Raw genomic sequence first — 20,050 nt, 5'->3', positions numbered from 1 at the left:
ATCATGAAGAAGTTTTTAATTGCAGCAATTGTATTATTGGCAGCTTTACCAGCACGTGCTCAGCTTTTTGGCGGGGAAGATGTGATCAATAATCCAAATTTTGATATGCAGCGATTTTCCTGGGGATATTTTCTTGGATTCAACACATACGACTTCGATTTTGACTATAAGGACTATATTCAAGGATCAAATCAGGGTAAAGATTTTCATGTAGACCGCACTATAGGTTTTAATGTGGGTTTAATCGGGAATATGCGCCTTAGCGATCACCTCGACCTGCGCCTGGAACCCGGAGTCTCTTTTAACAGAATTAATTTTATCTTTAATAAATCTGACCCTACAGATTCTTTTAGGGAAATAAACTCCACTTTTGTACACATCCCTCTTTTGCTGAAATTCTCCACTACCCGCATTAACAACTTTAAACCTTTTGTAGTAGGTGGAGTGTCTACTTCTCTTAACCTCTCCAGTAACGAGAATAACCCCGAAGACAACAGCGATGGCCAGTTTAGAATGACCACAAATAACTTTTATTACGAAATAGGTTTTGGTATAGATCTATATTTATACTACTTCAAGTTCACCCCATCAATAAGAGGAGTATTTGCTATCAATGATGAATTTGTACGGGATGATACTCCAGTATTCAACTCAGATAACATAGAAAAAATGTCTTCTCGCGCTGTCTTTATTAATTTTACTTTCCAGTAGGTTTCCTTCGGCTAAATTCACTTAAGAAAATGGCAGCGGCAGTCGCCACATTTAGGCTTTCTGTCATGGCTTTTCCAAATTGTGGGATGTTCAGCTTTTGAGTAATGAGTTGTTCTACTTCAGGTGAGATACCGTTACCCTCGTTACCTAGAACTACTACTCCTTCTGGAGAAATCGGTTCCCGGTAAACATTCTTACCTTCCAAAAATGTGCCGTAGACAGGTCTTTCTTTAGGGAGCTCTCGCAAATATTCAGCTAAATCAAGGTAATGAACCTTTACTCTTGAAATAGACCCCATGGTGGCCTGCACCACCTTTGGGTTATAACAATCTACCGTACCCTGTGAACAAATAAGGTCTTCGACCCCAAACCAGTCGCACAACCTAATAATAGTCCCCAAATTACCGGGATCCTGCACATCGTCTAATGCTACCTGCAATCCTTCAGCTTTAGGCTGCACTACTTCAGGAATATGAAAAATTGCCAATGCCGTTTGCGGACTTTGCTGATTGCTTACTTTTTTGAGATCGCCTTCAGTAATGAGATAGGTTTTTTCTTCCGCAGCATCAAAGATATCTTCAGCAGTAAATAAAGAATGAAGTTCTAAAGGGGAAGAAAGCAGTTCAAAAATGCCTTTTTTGCCCTCTATAACAAATAACCCATGCCTCGCCCTGTACTTTTTTTGAGACAGGCTTTTTATAAGTTTAATTTGGCTTTTGCTAAACATACCAAAGTTGTATTTTTGAGCACATTAAATAGGCTACTTGAAACATTTACGGGCAAAAATATCATTAATTCTTTTAATTGCTTTATTTCTTTCTTCCTGTAACGCTGTAAAAAGGGTTGAAGACGATCAAAGACTTCTAAAAGAGAATACCATTTATGTGGATGGTGAGGAGGTCTCTCAAAGAAATATTTACAACCAGCTTTACCAGGAGCCAAACAAATCTTTCCTGGGGCTACCGCTACAGCTGTACCTCTACAATCTCGCCAACCCCAATCCCGATACTACTTATATTAACTGGCTTCAGAAAAAACCGAAGAGAGCCGAAAGACTGGCAAATATTCTTTCTGAAAAGCAGGTAGTACGGCTGGGAAACATTTATGTAAATATTAATGAGTGGTTAAAGGAAACCGGCGAACCTCCTGCAATTGTTAGTGAAGAAAAAAGTCAACGATCTGCAGAACGGCTTAAGGCGTGGTACTGGAACAATGGCTGGTTTAATGCAGAGACTGGGTACGAGATCATTCCCACCAAGAAAAAGAGGGCGAAAATAAATTATTTTGTTACGCCAAAGCAACCTTATTATATCGATTCTGTCACTACAAAGATTGCTTCGGCGGTGGCCGATTCCATTTATGAAGCCCATAAGAAGAACTCCCTGATAGTGCCCGGAGTTCAATACAAAACCCAGGATTACGGAGCCGAGCGAGAACGACTGACTCAATTATACCGGAATAATGGGTTGTATCATTTTGAACAGGAATATATAAGTTTTGAGGCCGACACCATAAATACTGATCATAAAGTAAACTCTGCCATAATTATCCAGAACCGGGAAGCAACGGTAGATGGCGTGGAAACAAGAATTCCTTATAAGGTGCACAAGATAAGCAAGGTGAATATCTTCCCAGATTACCGCTATGAGAACCGCACCGAACCTATAACAGATACTGCCTCTAATGAAGGCTACAACCTTTACAGTTTTGAAAAGCTACAGTTTAAACCGGGGGCTCTTACCAATGCAATATTCATTACCCCGGGCACCATATATTCTGATGCCGATAGGACACTAACTTACAACCGACTCAACCAGCTAAGGATCTTTAAATACCCGAACATTCAATACATGGAGGATCCTACCGATACCACAGGCACAGCACTTGTTGCCAATGTTTTTCTCACTCCGCGTCAAAAATATTCTTTGGGTTTTGATTTTGATCTTTCCCAAAGCAACATTCAAAAATTCGGTATTGGTTTTGGGGGTTCACTTTTAATCCGGAATGTCTTTAAGGGAGCCGAAATTTTAGAGATCTCTGGAAGGGGAAGTATAGGATCTTCAAAAGACGCTGCAAATGACTCTGATCGATTCTTTGACATCACCGAAATTGGTATGGATGTAGATCTTACCTTGCCGCGTATTTTATTTCCTTTTTCAACCGAAAAATTTATTCCAAAGTACATGTATCCTTTTACCACCCTGGGTGCAGGTGCCAGTACGCAGACTAATATTGGTCTTGACAAGCAAAGTTTTACTGCTGTTATGAACTATAGATGGCTGCCCAACGATAAACTTACCCACCTCCTTGACCTGGTAAATGTGCAGTATGTACGCAACCTGAATGTAGATAACTACTTCAACGTATATCGTAATTCATACCTGGAAATAAACGAAATAGCAACTTCAGAAAATGTCAATGCTCCCGAAGAATTTTACACCACAAATGAACAGGGAGAGCGTTTTCTCATGATTCCTGAAGGTGCCGATGGTTTCTTACGCGCAGCACGCCTGGGAGAGGTTCAGGGGCTAACAGGGAGCCAGTCTGAAATTCTTAGCGATCTAAGAGAGCGAAAAAACCGGCTAACCGAAGATAACCTTATTTATGCAACCAATTTCTCTTATATCCTCAACAAAAAAGAGAATATCTATGATGAAGATTTTTCCCGGTTACGAATAAAATTAGAAGCAGCAGGACACTTTCTCTCTGCTGTATCCAGGCTCGCAGGGATCAAAAAAGACGAAACCGGCAGGTACAGCATTTTTGGAGTGAATTTCTCCCAATACGTTAAAACTGAAATTGACTATATAAAACACTGGGATCTGGGACGTGACAATGTAATTGCCATAAGGACTTTTGGAGGTATCGCCATTCCCTATGGAAATTCGAATAGCATTCCCTTCATAAGATCATTTTTTGCCGGAGGGCCTAACGATAACCGCGCCTGGCAACCTTATTCCCTTGGCCCCGGAAGTAGCGGTGGCCGAAATGAATTCAATGAAGCCAACATGAAGATAGCTTTAAGTGCTGAATACAGGTTTAATCTTTTTGGCGACCTTAACGCAGCCGTTTTTGCAGATGCAGGAAATATCTGGAATGTTTTTGATGTTGTAGAAGAAGAGGCTTCAACCTTTACGGGCCTTCCCGACCTTAAAGAACTTGCACTGGGAACAGGGCTGGGCTTCCGGTATGACTTCGATTTTTTTGTTCTGAGGTTTGATGTAGGTTTTAAAACTTACAACCCTGCCCTTGAACCAGAAAACAGGTGGTTTAGCGGGTACAAACTTTCAAAAGCAGTATTTAATGTAGGGATCAATTATCCTTTTTAACCCGACTATTTTTCTTATTTTTGTTAACCAAATAATAATAATTATGAGTTATAATATCAAACCCGGCGTTGCTACTGGCCAGGAGGTACAGGAAATTTTTAAATACGCAAAAGAGAAAAATTTCGCACTTCCCGCTGTCAATGTCATAGGCTCAAGTACTATTAACGCGGTACTTGAAACAGCAGCCGAATTAAATTCCCCCGTCATCATACAGTTCTCCAATGGAGGAGCACAATTTAATGCCGGTAAGGGTCTTTCTAATAAAGATGAGAAAGCCGCTATCGCAGGAGCTGTTGCCGGCGCAAAGCACGTTCATGAACTGGCAGAGGCTTATGGAGCAACAGTTATCCTTCACACAGATCACTGTGCGAAAAAACTTACAGGATGGGTAGATGGAATGCTTGATGCTAGTGAAAAGCATTTTGAGCAGTTTGGAAAACCTTTATTCAGTTCTCACATGCTCGATCTTTCTGAAGAATCTCTTGAAGAGAACATTGAGACTTCTAAGAAGTATCTTGAGAGAATGAGCAAAATGGGAATGACCCTCGAAATTGAACTTGGAGTTACCGGTGGCGAAGAAGATGGAGTTGACAATACCAACATTGATTCTTCGAAGCTTTACACCCAGCCAGATGAAGTTGCCTACGCTTATGAAGAATTGAGCAAAGTGAGCAATCAATTTACCATTGCTGCAGCTTTTGGTAACGTTCACGGGGTTTATAAGCCCGGAAATGTAAAATTGACTCCTGTGATCCTTAAAAATTCACAGGATTTTATTTCTGAAAAATACGGTGTTGAAAAAAATACTATAGACTTCGTTTTCCACGGCGGAAGCGGTTCTACAGTTGAAGAAATAAGAGAAGCTATTGGCTACGGAGTTATCAAAATGAACATTGACACAGATCTTCAATATGCTTATTTAGAAGGAATTCGCGATTACATGGGCGAAAATGCCGATTACCTAAAAGGTCAAATCGGTAATCCTGAAGGTGCAGATTCTCCAAATAAAAAATACTACGATCCAAGAAAATGGATTAGAGAAGGAGAGGTAACTTTCAAAAACCGTCTAAAAAAGGCTTTTGAAGACCTTAATAACATTAACACCCTGTAATAAAACTAATTAGAGGTATGGCCTGAATATTTTCGGGCCATACCTTTTTTAATCTCATTCACCATGGCTTGGTTTAGAAGAACACAAAAGGGAATACAAACTGCCACCGAAGACAAAAAGGATGTGCCCAAAGGTTTGTGGTATAAATCCCCTACCGGAAAGATTGTAGATGCAGAGCAGCTGGAGAAAAATTTTTATGTAAGCCCCGAAGATGGTTATCACGTAAGAATTGGAAGTAATGAATACTTCAAGATCCTTTTTGACGATAATAAGTTCACAGAACTTGACAAGAATCTATCGTCACGTGACCCGCTGGATTTCGAGGATACAAAAAAATATACCGATCGCCTGGAGGATGCCCAAAAAAAGACTGGTTTAAAAGATGCCGTTCGCACAGCAGTAGGAAAATCAAAAGGTAAAGACCTGGTAGTAGCCTGTATGGATTTTGCCTTTATAGGCGGCTCTATGGGTTCTGTAGTTGGAGAGAAAATCTCCAGGGCTGCAGATTATGCCTTAGAACACAAGCTCCCACTTATGGTCATCTCAAAATCTGGAGGAGCCAGGATGATGGAGGCAGCTTATTCTTTAATGCAGCTGGCAAAAACCTCAGCCAAACTTGCCCAACTGGCCGATGCCAGAATTCCTTATATTTCCCTCTGTACAGATCCTACAACAGGTGGTACCACAGCATCTTTTGCAATGCTTGGAGATATAAATATTGCCGAACCCGGTGCCCTTATCGGTTTTGCCGGCCCTCGTGTAGTAAAAGATACTACCGGTAAAGACCTTCCAGATGATTTTCAAACTTCAGAGTTTCTTATGGAACATGGATTTTTAGATTTCATCACTAAAAGATCTGAACTTAAGAATAAGGTCAACCAATACATCGATCTTATTCAAAATCAACCCATACGGGCTTAAAAATGACATTTTAGGCTGTCAATCAGAAAAGTAATATTTTACCCTGTTAATATTTTATAATATATTATATTTGCGGCCTGGCAGAAAACCTGTCAATACATAAAAATCATTAAAATTAATATTGGAATGTATTTAACTAAAGAAGCAAAAGAAGAACTTTTTGCAAAACACGGCAAAGGAAAGAACGACACAGGTTCTGCCGAAGGACAAATTGCCCTGTTCACTCATCGTATTGAACATTTAAGTCAACACTTAAAGAACAATCGTCAGGATTTTAATACAGAGCGATCACTGGTAAAATTAGTAGGTAAGAGAAGAAGCCTACTTGATTATTTAATGAAGAAAGATATCTTGAGGTATCGTGCGATCGTTAAAGAATTAGGATTAAGAAAATAACTAAAAGGGGCTCTCGCGGCCCCTTTTTTTATACCATTTCTTCTTTACACACAGCTTTTTTAAAAATTTATTATTGGTTTTTCTTTTCCTTTGAAAAATCTCCGTAATTTTTAAGCTGAAAAAATTCAGTAATAAAAGCTCATTTTTGACACCTCTGGTTTTTTACCTGGCAGGTGAGAAAACAAAAGGCAGTTTTTCATTGGTCTTCACAACCCACAACAACAACACAACCTGTCCCGTTCAGAATTAACGGGAGACCATTGTTTAACAACCTGCAAATGAGCAGGAGTAGAATTAAAAAATTTATGATTCCAAAGACATTTAAGGAGGTTATTGACCTTGGAGATGGCAGGACTATTTCCATCGAAACCGGAAAATTGGCAAAACAGGCCCACGGTTCTGTTGTTGTTCAAATGGGAGACGCTATGCTACTTTGTACCGTAGTTTCTAACTACAACAAAAGCACGGCAGATTTCTTTCCGTTAACAGTAGATTACAGAGAAAAATTTGCAGCCGCGGGTAGATATCCCGGCGGATTCTTTAAAAGAGAAGCACGCCCAAGCGACGGAGAAGTTCTTGTAATGAGAATTGTTGACCGCGTTTTGCGTCCCCTTTTCCCTTCAGATTATCGATATGAGACCCAGGTGATGATCCAGCTGATGTCTCATGATGAAGAAGTAATGCCCGATGCACTTGCAGGACTGGCAGCTTCAGCAGCAATTCAGCTTTCAGATATCCCATTTGAAACTGCAATTTCTGAAGCCCGTGTGGGAAGAATCAACGGCGAGTTCGTGATCAACCCAAGCCGTAGCCAACTGGCAGAATCTGACATTGATATGATCATTGGTGCCTCTGCCGATTCTGTAATGATGGTAGAAGGTGAAATGAAAGAGATTAGCGAAGAAGAAATGGCCGAGGCTATAAAATTCGCTCATGAAGCCATCAAAGGTCAAATTGAAGCCCAGCAACGCCTTGCCGATGCTTTTGGAAGAAAAGAGACCAGGGAATATGCTGTTGCAGAATCTGATGAAGATCTGTACAACAAAGTTCGCGAAGCTGCTTATCAAAAGATCTATGATATCGCTAAAGGTGCTCATAGCAAACATGAACGTAGCGATGCATTTTCTGCAGTAAAAGACGAAGTTCTTGAAATGTTCTCTGAAGAAGAACTTGAAGAGAAAAAAGATCTTATAAAAGGTTACTTTAACAAAGTAGAAAAAGAAGCAGTTAGAGAATTGACCCTTGCTGAAGGTTTGCGTCTTGACGGAAGAAAGACAGATGAAATTCGCCCAATTTGGTGTGAGATCGATTATCTTCCTTCTGTACACGGTTCTGCCATATTCACCAGAGGTGAGACTCAGGCACTTGCTACAGTGACCCTTGGAACTTCCAGAGAAGCAAATATGATAGATATGCCTACCCACCAGGGTGAGGAAACTTTCTATCTGCACTACAACTTCCCTCCTTTTAGTACAGGTGAGGCCTACCCAATTCGTGGTACATCACGAAGAGAAATTGGTCACGGTAACCTTGCACAAAGAGCCCTTAAAGGAATGATTCCGCAAGACTGCCCATATACTGTAAGGGTTGTTTCTGAAGTACTTGAATCTAACGGATCCTCATCTATGGCAACCGTTTGTGCCGGTACAATGGCAATGATGGATGCAGGTATTCAATTGAAGAAACCGGTATCTGGTATTGCTATGGGACTTATTTCTGATGGAGATCGTTTTGCAGTACTTTCTGACATCCTTGGAGATGAAGATCACCTAGGTGACATGGACTTTAAAGTAACCGGAACAGCCGACGGAATTACCGCCTGCCAGATGGATATTAAAGTAAAAGGACTTGCTTATGAGATCCTTGTTAAGGCCCTTAAACAAGCCAGAGCAGGAAGACTTCATATCCTTGATAAACTTACCGAAACTATTGCTGAACCAAAAGCAACCGTAAAAGCTCACGCTCCAAAAATGGAGAAAGTGGAAATACCGGGAGAATTCATTGGTGCTGTAATTGGGCCTGGAGGAAAAGTTATTCAGGAAATGCAGAAGGAAACCGGAACTACCATTGTAATCGAAGAAGTCGAAGATATGGGAGTGATCGAGATCCTTGGTGTAAACCAGGAAATGATCGACGAAGTCAAAAAACGTATCAAAGCAATCACTTTTAAACCTGAAGTTGGTAAAGTATACGAAGTGAAAGTGGTTAAGATGCTTGATTTTGGTGCTGTAGTTGAATACAAGGAAGCAAAAGGAAATGAAGTACTTCTTCACGTTTCTGAACTTGCCTGGGAACGCACAGAAAATGTGAGCGACGTTGTCAACATGGGCGACGAGTTTGAAGTAAAATATCTGGGTATGGATCCTAAAACAAGGAAACCTAAAGTTTCCAGAAAGGCTATCCTACCTAAACCAGAAGGATATTCTCCAAGACCTCCACGAGACAACAATCGTGATAGCGGGAGACGCGATAACCGTGATAATCGCGGCCGTGATGACCGTTCAAGAGGAAACAGAGATCGTAACGACAGGAACTAATTCCTGCCAAACCGAATAAATTTTAGAGGCCGCCTAAAAAGCCCCGTTAGTGTCAAACTGAATTCCAGAAGACCTTACAGCAGCTTTTTAGACGGCCTCTTCTCTATTTTATGAATAACAGGAAAGTTTTAAAATACCATTCTTATGCCGGGCTCATTGCCGGATTTGTTTTAGTTTTAATGGGATTATCTGGAGCCATTCTGGTTTTTCAGCATGACATAGACAATTACCGCTGGCAGGAATATATTGAAGTAGATAACTTTTCGGGCTTACATATTGACCGCGGTATTTCGACAATTCAGAAAAATTATCCCGGCTGGGACACCCGACTCATTCATTTTGAAGAACAGGAAGCACTCATCTTCAATTTGAGGAATTCTAACGAAAGACTTTTTGTCTTTGTGCACCCATCCAGTGGAGAGGTTATCAAAGAGCTCAACGAACTCACCACTTTTACCCGTTGGTTGTTAAAGTTTCACTATTCCCTCCAGGCAGGCCCTATAGGCCGCACAATTGTGTTTATTGTTGGCATTCTGTTCCTATTTTCGCTCATCAGCGGAATTTACCTCTACCGGAAAAGCATCTTTAAAACACTATTTTTCAAAACCCCGGTACTCACGAAGAACAAACGCACTTTTTATTCTTCCCTGCACCGCATTGTAGGCACCTGGGCTTTACTACTTAATTTTATTTTGGTGATCACCGGCATTTTACTTTCGTGGAGCGTTGTTGTGGCCGGTTTTAAAACTTCAGCCGCACCAAATTCTCCTGCTGTTACAGTACAGGTGGCAAGTTTACTAAAAGAAATGCAGCAGGAACTTCCCGATTTCCAACCCACCTACATCAGGCTTCCGCTTCGCCCTGATGCCAACCTCGTCATTTATGGTTTTTTTGATGATGACCCTTTCTTTTATTCTGAATTCTTCAACTATGTTAGTGCCGACTATCTTTCCGGAGAAATTAAAGGAGTCACAAAAATCCAGGAAGCCAACCTGGGAACAAAAATTTTAAGTACCGTACTCCCGTTGCACTTTGGGCAATATGGCGGCATTTGGATTAAGCTTCTGTACTGCCTTATCGGCCTTAGCGGCCCCTTTTTATCTATTACAGGCTTCCTGATCTGGCGACAGGGAAAACAGGTCAAAAGGCGTCGAAGGAAAAAAATTTTTTATTATCTTTAATTCTTGTAACATTTCCAACCCATCTTACGTATAACTAATACAAGAGTTATTCATAATTAAAATCCAAGGAGACGTTAGATGAGACAACTTAAAATTACGAAGCAGGTAACAAACCGTGAAACTGCTTCGCTGGATAAGTATTTGCAAGAAATTGGTAAAGTTGACCTGATCACCGCAGATGAAGAGGTGGAGTTGGCACAACGAATTAAAGCGGGTGATGACCGTGCTTTGGAGAAACTAACAAAAGCGAACCTTCGTTTTGTGGTATCTGTGGCGAAACAATATCAAAACCAGGGATTAACCCTTCCCGACCTTATAAACGAAGGAAATTTAGGATTAATAAAAGCTGCCAAGCGATTTGATGAAACCCGTGGTTTCAAATTCATATCCTATGCCGTTTGGTGGATTAGACAGTCTATTCTGCAGGCTCTTGCAGAGCAGTCTCGTATTGTGCGTTTACCGCTCAACAAAATTGGTTCAATAAACAAGATCAACAAAACTTTTGCTTTCCTTGAGCAGTCACATGAGCGTCCGCCAAGTGCCGAAGAGATCGCGAAAGAACTTGATATGACTATTAATGATGTTAAGGAATCAATGAAGAATTCCGGGCGTCACGTATCTATGGATGCTCCTTTGGTAGAGGGAGAAGATTCTAACCTTTATGATGTACTTCGTTCAGGAGAATCTCCAAACCCCGATAGAGAACTCCTACATGAGTCTTTGCGTACAGAAATTGAAAGAGCTCTTGAAACCCTTACTCCCAGAGAAGCCGATGTTATTCGTCTTTATTTTGGACTCGGAGACCAGCATCCAATGACTCTTGAAGAAATTGGCGAGACTTTTGATCTAACAAGAGAAAGAGTAAGACAAATTAAGGAAAAAGCAATTAGAAGGTTGAAACACACCTCAAGAAGCAAGATATTAAAGACATACCTGGGTTAATTCCCGGTAAAGAAGCAACAGTTGATTACTGTTCGTTTTTTGATTGATTGATGAAGAACCCGGAGCTGATTACTCCGGGTTCACCTTTTTATAAAAGTGTCAAATATGGCATTTTTAAGAGAAATATTTAGACAAGAAGTTAAGCATCAACTACTTGTTTGGTTATCTTCTCATTTTTATTATTTTTGGCAGCCCAAAAATATAATCATGAATTATGCAATAAGCTACGTAAGCACCGTAGCTTCAGGAATTTCTGAAAATGAAATTGAGAACCTCCTTAAATTAACCAGCTCCAATAATAATCAGGTTAAGATCACCGGTATCTTATTATACTCAAATGGCAACTTCTTTCAGGTTTTAGAAGGGGAAAAAACAATGGTGACAGACCTTTTTGAGAAGATACAACAAGATAAAAGGCATTATAACCTCATTCCTATTTTCAAAAAAGAAATTGAAGGTCAAAAATTTGATACTTATGAGAACTTGTTTTTAAGCCTGGATGCCGCTTACAACAGGGAAGAATTAGATTATTACAAATCTCATGTAGAAAAACTCGACCCCTCAATCCGAAATTCAGTAAACTATGTGCTGGAGAATTTTTCTTAGGAAATTCTACTGTTCCCAGCTAAAGTTGATCACTCCCGTAGCTATAAGAATAATGACAATGACCAGAAGGATCACAGCAATAAAACAGCCCATTTTACCATAATTCCTTTTTCCACTTCTTTCTTCTACTTCCATAAATGCTTTTTTAGGTTGTTAGTCACTTAAAGATACAAAAATCCTGATACAGCAATTCCCCTTCCCTCAGCTAAGGCTTTTAGTATAATTCTTGTTACTTTTGCAGCACAACAACACCAACATGAAAGACAGACTTATAGCTCCCTCCCTTCTGGCTGCCGATTTTGGAAACCTGCAGCGCGACATAGAAATGGTCAACAAGAGTGAAGCCGACTGGTTTCACATCGATATTATGGACGGAGTATTTGTTCCGAATATCTCTTATGGCATGCCCGTACTGGAAGCCATTAACAAACACGCAAAAAAGGTTATTGACGTGCACCTTATGATCGTTGATCCAGACAGGTACATCAAGGAATTTGCTGCGCTGGGAGCCAATAATCTTTCGGTGCATTACGAAGCCTGCACCCATCTGCACAGAACCTTACAGGCTATTAAAGCTGAAGGTATGAAAGCAGGTGTAGCACTTAATCCACACACGCCGGTACAACTATTGGAAGATGTGATTGGAGATATTGACTTGGTTTGTATGATGAGTGTAAACCCAGGTTTTGGCGGGCAAAGCTTTATTGAGAACACTTACAAAAAGATAAAGCAACTAAAAGAAATCATTGAACGTAACGGTGCTTCTACGCTCATTGAGATAGACGGTGGCGTCACAGATAAAAATGCAGCCCAACTCATTGAAGCCGGTGCAGATGTTTTAGTCGCTGGTAGTTTTGTTTTTAAAGCCGAAGATCCTACACGAACCATTAAAGAGCTAAAAGATCTTGTCAATAAATAAAGAGGAAAACATGTTTGATGTGATCATAGTTGGTGGAGGGCCTATTGGGATAGCCTGTGCCCTGGAGGCAAAAAAGAATGGTCTCTCCTATCTCATTTTAGAGAAGGGAACCCTGGTGAATTCCCTCTACAATTACCCGTCTAACATGACCTTCTTTTCAACTTCTGAAAAGCTTGAACTGGATGAAATCCCTTTTATTAGTACCAATCCAAAGCCCCACAAGCAGGAAGCTCTCGAGTACTACCGAAGAATTGTAACTTCAAACCATCTTAAAATTAACCTTTTTGAGAGGGTAGAAAAAATAGAAACTAAAGATAACCTGCATAAGATCACCACTTCTAAGGCAAGCTACCGCTCCAAAAATGTCATTATTGCGACAGGTTTTTACGACATTCCAAACTACCTGAATATTCCCGGGGAAGATCTCCCAAAAGTTGCGCATTATTACGGCGACCCTCACTTTTACGCCACTCAAAAGGCAATCGTGGTAGGCGCCAGTAATTCGGCTGTCGATGCCGCACTCGAGATCTACCGTAAAGGTGGAGATGTAACTATGGTGGTTAGAGGCCCTGCCATTGGGGAACGTGTAAAATACTGGGTCAAACCCGATATAGACAACCGCATCGATGAAGGCAGCATAAAAGCTGTTTTTAATGCTGAAATTAAAGAGATCAGAGAATCTGAAGTTGTTATCACTTCCAAAGATGGGGAACAGGTACTGGAAAATGACTGGGTACTCCTGCTCACCGGTTACCGTCCAAATTTCGAATTTTTAAAAAATATCGGGATCGATCTCTCCCAGGACGGTAAAAAAATTCCGCAGTACAATTCTGAAACCATGGAGTCTAACGTAAAAGGCATCTACCTCGCCGGAGTAATTTGTGGCGGCACCGAAACTCATAAGTGGTTTATAGAAAATTCGAGGGTTCACGCCAAAATGATCATGCAAAACATTGTAGGGAATTAGCAAACCTGGCAACGGCAGCTTTCATTTTTCGAGTTCTTCTTCATTTTTATGCTACCCATTCCCTTCCTGAAGAATTTTTATTCCGAATATGAAATTCTTCGTATCTTTGCACTCAGTTTAGTAGATTCTGAAAGAATAGCAGCAGGCACCTAAAATTTTTAAACCCCTGCTCCAAAACCCTGATGATCTTCAGAAGCTTACTGAAATTATTATCATATGGACCCTGACCCCGATAATTGCGATACGAGTTTTAAAGGACTTTCCCGTCTTTGCCCTTCTTCTTATTTCATTCTTTTTGACTTTAAATTTCCTGATTGTTCTCTTTTATCTTTAAAGAGTTCAGGTTATTCTGCATAATCACTTTATAATTTACCACTTATAGTTATGGGACTCCTATTGACTTACCTTTTTATTGCCCTTTTCACCTCTTTTATATGTTCTATTGCAGAGGCAGCATTGCTGTCTACTCCGGTCTCTTATGTAAAGGCCAAAATAGAAATGGGCAGTAGAACTGCCAAAAATTTCCTCTCATTAAAAGAAGATGTAGACCGGCCACTTTCGGCAATACTCTCACTCAACACGGTAGCGCACACCGTTGGTGCCGCCGGCGTGGGTGCCCAAGCCACAGTTGTATTCGGCGAAGCCTACTTTGGGATTGTTTCTGCTGTATTGACCATTCTTATCCTCATCTTGACCGAAATCATTCCTAAAACACTGGGTGCCAACTTCAGCAAAGAATTAATGGGTATTACCACTAAAGTAATCAGGCTCATGATAGTGATTACTTATCCTTTGGTGATCATGTCTCTCTTTCTTACCAGGTTTTTATCCCGAAAAGAAAAGGAACTAACCACCAGCCGTGAAGAAATTTCGGCTTTAGCTTCTATTGGAACCGAAGAAGGGATTTTTGCCGATAAAGAAAATAAGATCATTCAAAACCTTATCCGACTTAAAACCATACGGATTTCAGAGATCATGACACCCCGAATCGTAGTAGTACTGGCCAATGAAGAGATGACCCTGCAGGAATTTCTGGTCAATAAGGAATTTCTCCACTTCTCCCGAATCCCGGTTTACAGTGAGAGTAGAGAAAATGTCACCGGCTATGTCTTTAGGGAAATGGTTTTTGAAAAGCTGGCCGAAGATCAATTCCACCTGAAACTTAAGGATATTAGAAGAACTATTTCAACTTTTGCTGAAACAGACACCCTCTTTAGTGTATGGGAAGAATTGCTTCACAAAAAAGAACAGATCTCTCTTGTAGTTGATGAATATGGCGGTATTGATGGTATAGTTACTCTTGAAGATATTATTGAAACCTTACTAGGTTTTGAAATTGTAGACGAAAAAGACCGGGTAGAAGACATGCAGCAGTACGCGATGGAGCGTTGGAAAGCAAGGCAGAAAAAATACCAGCTCCTGCGACAGGATCCCAAAAAATCTACTGAATAAGGTGCCAAAAAGGGCAAAAAACCTGACTCTTTCTGCGGAAAATTCATTCCGGCTGCCATTCCAAGGCTATCTTAGAGATTTGGAATTTGACTGGAAATTGGTACTTTCCCAGTTCTACCTTTGTACTTCTAAAATCTAACCTTTTTTTCTTACTTCTAAAATCTACCTTCGATGAGTCCTAACTTCAATTAGTCGATCATCGACAGCTGGATACGTTTTCTCGCCTCATCTACCTCCATCACGGTTACCTGTACGTGTTGGTGCAACTTTACAACAGAATTTACGTCACTCACAAACTCGTTTTTTAGTTTGGAGATATGCACGAGTCCGCTTTCCTTGATCCCGATATCAACAAAACAACCAAAGTTGGTGATATTGTTGACAATTCCCGGTAGTTTTAATCCGGGTTTGAGGTCGCTAATGCTCTTCACGTTAGGATCAAATTCAAACACTTTTGCCGACTTCCGTGGATCTACTCCCGGTTTTTCCAGCTCGCGCAGAATGTCTTTAATAGTAGGCAAACCTACAGTGTCAAAAATGTAATTTTCAGGAGTAATTTCTGAAATGAGTTTTTTATTCCCAATTAGTTCTTCTATCTCAACTTTAAGATCTGCAGCCATTTTCTCTACTATGGAGTAACTTTCAGGATGCACGGCCGAATTATCGAGCGGATTTTTAGAGCCAGGCACCTTCAGGAACCCTGCTGCCTGTTCAAAAGCCCTTGCGCCAAGGCGTGGCACCTTCAGCAGGTCTTTTCGGGAAGAAAACTCGCCTTTTTCCCTTCGGTAAGTAATGATGTTTTCGGCCAAAGACGCGCCAATGCCCGAAACATAACTTAGCAACGGCGCACTTGCACTGTTCAGGTTCACACCTATAGCGTTTACACAACTCTCCACTACGCGATCAAGTTCATTTTTTAGCTTTGTTTGATCAACATCGTGCTGGTACTGCCCCACTCCGATAGATTTGGCATCGATCTTTACCAGCTCGGCCAAAGGATCGGCCAAACGACGGCCAATGGAGACGGCGCCACGCACGGTAACATCAAAATTCGGAAATTCGGCCCTCGCAATTTTCGAAGCCGAATACACCGAAGCGCCGGCCTCGTTCACTACAAAAACCTGCACATCCCTGTCAAACCGGATATTTTTAATAAAAAATTCGGTTTCGCGCGAAGCCGTACCATTCCCAATCGCTATGGCTTCAATGTTATAAGCATTGACCAGGGATTTTACCTTTTTTGAAGCCAGGGCAGTTTCTCTTTGCGGTGCATGCGGAAAAATAGTTTCATTGTGTTGCAAATCACCCTTCTCATCAAGGCACACCAGCTTACAACCCGATTTAAAACCGGGATCAAGCGCCAGTATCCGTTTGCTGCCCAAAGGCGGTGCCAGCAGCAACTGCCTTAGATTATCGGCAAAGACCTTTATGGCTTCAGTATCAGCTTTCTCTTTTGCAGCCGATAAAGCTTCGTTTGAAAGTGCCGGAAAAAGCAACCTCTTCAGGGCATCATCAATGGCTTCTTCTATATATTGGGTACAGGAATTTCGCTGGGGTTTCAGAATAAATCCTGATACAATCCTGTAAGACTCCTCATGCTCCACCTCCAATTTCACCCGTACAAAACCTTCCTTTTCTGCCCTAAGAATGGCCAATAGCCGGTGAGAAGGAATATGATTCAGCTTTTCTTCCCATTCAAAATAATTCTGAAACTTTTGCGCATCTTCCTCTTCAGATTTCTTTTTGATCACTTTGGAAGAAATCATGGCTTTCTGCTGAAAAAGCTTCCGAAGCCGGTTCCGAACTCCCTGGTGTTCATTGATCCATTCAGCAATAATATCTTTAGCGCCCTGCAAAGCGGCTGCAACATCAACAACATCTTTAGTGACAAATTTCCTGGCTGAAGTTGCTATGTCTCCCGAATTTTGGGCCATTAGGATCTTAGCCAAAGGTTCAAGTCCCAGTTCACGGGCAGTATCAGCCCTTGTTTTGCGCTTTTTCTTAAAAGGCAGGTAAAGATCTTCAAGCTCTACCAAATTTCCTGAAGCTTTGATCTTCGACTCCAGTTGCGGAGTGAGAAGCTCCTGCTCGGCGATAGATTTTAAAACCGCTTTTTTCCTTTTTTCCAGTTCCTCATATTCCTCTTTAAATTGCAGGATCTCTGCAACCTGCACCTCATCTAAATTACCCGTCATTTCTTTTCGGTAACGGGAAATAAAAGGAATAGTAGCATCTTCTTGTAAAAGTTGAAGCGTGTTTTCAACGCTTTTCTTCGGAAGACCTGTACGGGTTAAAACAAAACTGACTGGATTCATTGCGGCTAAATGTAGTGGAAAATGGCAAAGATAAAAGCCTTGAGAGTCTTTCCATAAAAAAAGCCTCCCGAAAATTAATTCCGGAAGGCTTTATTTTAGACCCTTTAGGCTGTTATACCAGCACTACATCTTCAACTTTTGAAGAGGAGCCGTATCCGGCCAAAATTCTTCCGTAGAATTTAAGGTCGGCATCACTATTTTTAAAGCTCTTTCGAAGACTTGCCACAGCTTTTGCAAGCGGGATCTTGTGAACTTTAATTTCAGGATAAGGTGAATTTTCTTCTTCATTTTCCACGCCTACTTCAATGCTGTTCGTCTTTTTGTCATAGCAAACAAAAGCAGCCTGGTAGTTGTGTTTAATAAGTTCTTCAAGAGAAGCAGGAAGTTTATCGCATTCCCTGCACTCTTCAATCTGGTGCGGCAATAGGTTGAGCACCTGATTCTGAATTTCGTTTTTACTTTGATATGAGATCATTTTCCTTCAATTTTTTTCTAAAAATAATCCAGATCAGGCTGTCCAAAATACTTTTTAATTTAGGTTTAACTTAATTTCTTGTCATTGCCTAAGCTGCTGTTAATTTTCTAAAGAAAATTCTTACTCTTGAATTTCAGCGGCTATATTTTGTAAGTGAATAATTCTCTGCGGAAGCATCTTCTTTCAAACCTGCTTAAAAGTTTTGTATTTTGGAAAAAAATTGCACCATGACCGCTATAGCAGAAAAAAAATTCCGGAATGATTTCACGCAGCAGTTTGAAGGAGATGAAAGTGGTGACCGCACTCCCCGCCAAACCCCGGGGAAATTATACAGCAAGGCAATCCCAACCCCGGTTGCTGCGCCTAAATTATTGGCCTGGTCAAAGAATCTGGCTGAAGAATTGGGAATAGCGGATCCTTCTACGGAAGATGTGCAAATACTGGCCGGTAATAAAATTACTGCCTCCATGAACCCTTATGCAGCCTGTTATGCAGGGCATCAATTTGGAAACTGGGCAGGGCAACTGGGCGATGGCCGTGCGATTACCCTGGGGGAATGGGGTGTCAAAAATGGCATTTTTGAGCTGCAATTAAAAGGTGCGGGGCCAACTGCTTATTCGAGACATGCCGATGGGCGGGCGGTTTTGCGATCTTCGGTTAGAGAGTATTTGATGAGTGAAGCTATGCACCACCTGGGAGTTCCCACCACCCGGGCTCTGGCTTTAGTGGAGACCGGAGACAAAGTGCTGCGCGATATGTTCTATAATGGAAATCCCGAATACGAACCCGGTGCTATTGTATCTCGCGTAGCCCCCTCCTTCTTACGCTTCGGAAACTTTGAACTACTGGCTGCCCAGGGCGATAAAGAAAAAATGAAACAGCTAATAGACTGGACCATTGACCGATATTTTCCGCATCTTACGGAAGAAGATCGCATCCTCACCTGGTTCCAGGAAGTAGTCGATAAAACGGCATTTTTGATGACCGAGTGGCAACGGGTGGGATTTGTACATGGGGTGATGAATACTGATAATATGTCTATACTGGGGCTAACCATTGATTACGGGCCGTTCTCTTTTCTTGACCACTATGATCACAACTTTACACCCAACACCACCGACCTTCCGGGCCGCCGTTACGCCTTTGGGAACCAGCCTTCAATTGGTTACTGGAACCTTGGCAGGCTCGCCAATGCCATTTCTTTACTTTTTGATGACACCGAAGGTCTTGAAAATGCGCTCGACTCCTACGAAAAGATCTTTTGGGATTACTATTATGAAATGATGGCAAAAAAGTTAGGCTTTCAACCCCCCGGAAAAGAGGAAAAGAAAATCATCGCGAGATTTGAAGCAGTACTTTCCAGTATTCAGCCAGATATGACCCTCTTCTATCGGCTTTTAGCTGAAATACCTTCTGAAACCGTACCTGAGACCCTGCTGAACCACTTTGCACCTTCATTGTACAGAGATCTCCAGCCCAAAGAACAGGACGAGTTGGTTGCTTTATTGACAGACTACTCAAAAATGACAAAAAATGACGGGCTTTCGGAAGAAGCCAGGAAGAACCTGATGAACCAAACCAATCCCCGCATCATCCTTAGAAATTACCTACTTCATGAAGCCATAGAGGAACTGGAACGGGGAGAGAATAAATTATTTGTAAGGCTACAGGAAGCGATGAAGCAGCCTTACGCAACAGATGGCTTTGAGGATTTTGTAAAGAAAAGACCGGAATGGGCAGAGACTAAAGCCGGCTGCTCCATGCTCTCATGCAGCTCATAGCCTCAAAATTTTAACTAATTTGTTAATATACTAAAATCACATTTGTAGGTTTTATTCTCAAATTCAGATATTTAACAGGACAAAAGTTGGTTAAAGCACAAAAAAATCCTAATTTTATAGGAAATCTTTAAGACGATTTTATAGTATTAACCTAATAAATGATTCACCATGAGTGCTCAAAGAAGAAAATCTGAAGATAAAGAGAAGGCGACTACATTCGAGGTATGGTCTGATCATTGCGCTGTGGCTGCTTTTTTCATATTCCTCGTCTTATTGATATTCATCTCCTGAAATAAGTCATTTACATTCTAAACATTTGAGTGGAAGCGTTCTACAAATACGTTTTTATACAGGATTGCTACCTGAGGTATTTTATATGCCATTCTCCCTCGAAAATTTAATCAACT

At 41.1% G+C, this 20,050-nt stretch carries 17 protein-coding genes; 13 read left to right on the top strand and 4 right to left on the bottom strand.

Translation table 11 applies throughout. The features are described 5' to 3' along the window. Nucleotides 1-3: 3 nt before the first annotated feature. Nucleotides 4-711: a type IX secretion/gliding motility protein PorT/SprT gene (porT, locus tag OQ279_RS14430; protein WP_266070704.1), complete on the top strand. Its 708-nt coding sequence runs from the start codon at nt 4-6 to the stop codon at nt 709-711. Here the strand turns inward: porT and OQ279_RS14425 are convergent. Continuing rightward, a complete protein-coding gene (locus tag OQ279_RS14425) occupies nt 698-1,438 on the bottom strand; it encodes a TrmH family RNA methyltransferase (RefSeq protein ID WP_266070703.1) in 741 nt (246 codons plus the stop codon). The genes porT and OQ279_RS14425 overlap by 14 nt on opposite strands. Nucleotides 1,439-1,475: 37 nt before the next feature. Between OQ279_RS14425 and tamL the strand changes: the two genes are divergently transcribed. The 8 genes from tamL (at nt 1,476) to OQ279_RS14385 (ending at nt 11,734) form a co-directional block, all read left to right on the top strand. Next, nucleotides 1,476-4,040, top strand: coding sequence for a translocation and assembly module lipoprotein TamL (tamL, locus tag OQ279_RS14420; RefSeq protein ID WP_266070702.1), 2,565 nt, complete (start codon nt 1,476-1,478; stop codon nt 4,038-4,040). Between the two features lie 43 nt (nt 4,041-4,083). Beyond that, nucleotides 4,084-5,151: a class II fructose-bisphosphate aldolase gene (gene fbaA / locus OQ279_RS14415; RefSeq protein WP_266070701.1), complete on the top strand. Its 1,068-nt coding sequence runs from the start codon at nt 4,084-4,086 to the stop codon at nt 5,149-5,151. 63 nt (nt 5,152-5,214) lie between these two features. Next, nucleotides 5,215-6,072 (top strand): acetyl-CoA carboxylase, carboxyltransferase subunit beta, encoded by an 858-nt coding sequence (gene accD, locus OQ279_RS14410; RefSeq protein WP_266070700.1) that lies wholly within the window; start codon nt 5,215-5,217, stop codon nt 6,070-6,072. Between the two features lie 126 nt (nt 6,073-6,198). Next, complete coding sequence (gene rpsO / locus OQ279_RS14405) at nt 6,199-6,468, top strand: 30S ribosomal protein S15 (protein WP_265164334.1); 270 nt, start codon at nt 6,199-6,201, stop codon at nt 6,466-6,468. A gap of 305 nt (nt 6,469-6,773) precedes the next feature. After that, nucleotides 6,774-9,005 carry a polyribonucleotide nucleotidyltransferase gene (locus tag OQ279_RS14400; protein WP_266070699.1) on the top strand — a complete coding sequence of 744 codons (2,232 nt, stop codon included), beginning with the start codon at nt 6,774-6,776 and terminating at the stop codon, nt 9,003-9,005. A 110-nt stretch (nt 9,006-9,115) separates the two neighbouring features. Then, entirely contained in the window at nt 9,116-10,186 is a 1,071-nt protein-coding gene (locus OQ279_RS14395) for a PepSY-associated TM helix domain-containing protein (RefSeq protein ID WP_266070698.1), read from the top strand. Between the two features lie 78 nt (nt 10,187-10,264). Further along, a complete protein-coding gene (locus OQ279_RS14390; protein WP_029035204.1) occupies nt 10,265-11,128 on the top strand; it encodes a sigma-70 family RNA polymerase sigma factor in 864 nt (287 codons plus the stop codon). A 207-nt stretch (nt 11,129-11,335) separates the two neighbouring features. Beyond that, nucleotides 11,336-11,734 carry a BLUF domain-containing protein gene (locus tag OQ279_RS14385; RefSeq protein WP_266070696.1) on the top strand — a complete coding sequence of 133 codons (399 nt, stop codon included), beginning with the start codon at nt 11,336-11,338 and terminating at the stop codon, nt 11,732-11,734. 6 nt (nt 11,735-11,740) lie between these two features. Here the strand turns inward: OQ279_RS14385 and OQ279_RS14380 are convergent, their stop codons facing one another. After that, nucleotides 11,741-11,869: a hypothetical protein gene (locus tag OQ279_RS14380; RefSeq protein WP_266070695.1), complete on the bottom strand. Its 129-nt coding sequence runs from the start codon at nt 11,867-11,869 to the stop codon at nt 11,741-11,743. Nucleotides 11,870-11,990: 121 nt separating this feature from the next. Here OQ279_RS14380 and rpe point away from each other — a divergent pair, with 121 nt between their 5' ends. The 3 genes from rpe to OQ279_RS14365 all read left to right on the top strand — a co-directional run bounded on the left by rpe (nt 11,991) and on the right by OQ279_RS14365 (nt 15,072). Then, entirely contained in the window at nt 11,991-12,653 is a 663-nt protein-coding gene (gene rpe, locus OQ279_RS14375; protein ID WP_266070694.1) for a ribulose-phosphate 3-epimerase, read from the top strand. Nucleotides 12,654-12,663: 10 nt separating this feature from the next. Continuing rightward, nucleotides 12,664-13,620, top strand: coding sequence for a YpdA family putative bacillithiol disulfide reductase (locus tag OQ279_RS14370; RefSeq protein ID WP_266070716.1), 957 nt, complete (start codon nt 12,664-12,666; stop codon nt 13,618-13,620). 384 nt (nt 13,621-14,004) lie between these two features. Continuing rightward, nucleotides 14,005-15,072: a CNNM domain-containing protein gene (locus tag OQ279_RS14365; RefSeq protein ID WP_266070693.1), complete on the top strand. Its 1,068-nt coding sequence runs from the start codon at nt 14,005-14,007 to the stop codon at nt 15,070-15,072. 188 nt (nt 15,073-15,260) lie between these two features. On the opposite strand, the gene OQ279_RS14360 is transcribed toward OQ279_RS14365, so the two are convergent. Both OQ279_RS14360 and OQ279_RS14355 read right to left on the bottom strand, forming a co-directional pair. Next, nucleotides 15,261-17,387, bottom strand: a complete 2,127-nt coding sequence (locus OQ279_RS14360; protein WP_266070692.1) for a Tex family protein — start codon at nt 17,385-17,387, stop codon at nt 15,261-15,263. A 112-nt stretch (nt 17,388-17,499) separates the two neighbouring features. Continuing rightward, a complete protein-coding gene (locus tag OQ279_RS14355; protein WP_266070691.1) occupies nt 17,500-17,862 on the bottom strand; it encodes a hypothetical protein in 363 nt (120 codons plus the stop codon). 227 nt (nt 17,863-18,089) lie between these two features. Between OQ279_RS14355 and OQ279_RS14350 the strand changes: the two genes are divergently transcribed. Then, nucleotides 18,090-19,643 (top strand): protein adenylyltransferase SelO, encoded by a 1,554-nt coding sequence (locus OQ279_RS14350; protein ID WP_266070690.1) that lies wholly within the window; start codon nt 18,090-18,092, stop codon nt 19,641-19,643. Nucleotides 19,644-20,050: the final 407 nt, after the last annotated feature.

The sequence above is a fragment of the Salinimicrobium profundisediminis genome (assembly GCF_026241755.1).
Classification (GTDB): domain Bacteria; phylum Bacteroidota; class Bacteroidia; order Flavobacteriales; family Flavobacteriaceae; genus Salinimicrobium; species Salinimicrobium profundisediminis.
This window is presented reverse-complemented; position numbering and strand designations above follow the sequence as displayed.